The sequence below is a fragment of the Pseudomonas sp. SMN11 genome (assembly GCF_052041945.1).
Classification (GTDB): domain Bacteria; phylum Pseudomonadota; class Gammaproteobacteria; order Pseudomonadales; family Pseudomonadaceae; genus Aquipseudomonas.
Map to the genome: position 1 here is coordinate 1 of NZ_JBKGGW010000103.1, position 378 is coordinate 378.

1 protein-coding gene is annotated in these 378 nt (G+C 61.9%); it reads left to right on the plus strand.

What is annotated here, in order from left to right:
• A partial coding sequence (locus ACLEJU_RS28745; RefSeq protein ID WP_440776790.1) for an immunoglobulin-like domain-containing protein occupies positions 1-378 on the plus strand: 378 nt, incomplete at both ends.

Genomic DNA, 378 nt, shown 5'->3' on the forward strand with positions numbered 1-378 from the left:
TCCAACGACGTCTATCAGGGCCATCCGGCCGTCAGCAACAGCATCAGCAACGTGTCTGGCGGTAACTATGAAAACCTGGTGGCAAACAAGGCTCCCGTCACCACCACGGTGACCGATGTCCAGGACACCACCACCGTCACCCTCACCGCCACGCCAACCGTGGCCGAGGGCGGTCAGATCGTGTACACCGCGACCCTGACCAATGCCGCACAGTCTCCAGTGACCGTCACCTTGAGCAACGGGCAGGCCATAACCATCGCCGCCAACCAGACCTCCGGCAGCGTTGCGGTTGCCACCCACGGCGACAACCCGTACCTCGATGCCGGCCAAGTCAGTGCCAGCATCACCAGCGCCTCAGGCGGTAACTTCGAGAATTTA